This is a genomic window from Thauera terpenica 58Eu, assembly GCF_000443165.1.
In the GTDB taxonomy this organism is placed as follows: domain Bacteria; phylum Pseudomonadota; class Gammaproteobacteria; order Burkholderiales; family Rhodocyclaceae; genus Thauera; species Thauera terpenica.
The window spans coordinates 1-314 of sequence record NZ_ATJV01000021.1; the positions used below are offsets into that span (position 1 = coordinate 1).

At 65.9% G+C, this 314-nt stretch carries 1 protein-coding gene; it reads right to left on the reverse strand.

The genetic code is table 11. The annotated features are described in order from the left end of the window. On the reverse strand, positions 1 to 314 hold a 314-nt coding region (locus M622_RS23400), incomplete at both ends, for an IS66 family transposase (RefSeq protein WP_021247993.1).

Here is a 314-nt window from a genome sequence, read left to right on the forward strand (position 1 = left end):
CTCGAAGTGTTCGACAGTGGTCGCGGTCGGTAGCGCGCGCAGCGCGTTGCGCAGCCACAGATACGGCTCCATGCCGTTGGCCTTGGTGGTTTCAACCAGCGAGTAGATGAGCGCGCTGGCACGCGCACCGGCCTGCGTATCCGAGAAGAGCCACGCTTTTCTCCCAACGACGAAGGGGCGGATGGCGTTCTCAGCTGGATTGTTGTCGATCGGCAGATCGCCGCGCGCGAGGTAGGGGATCAGGCGTGGCCACTGCCGATGCAGGTAGCCCAGTGCGCCGCCGAGCACCGAGGTGGGCGGTACGGTGGGGAGCA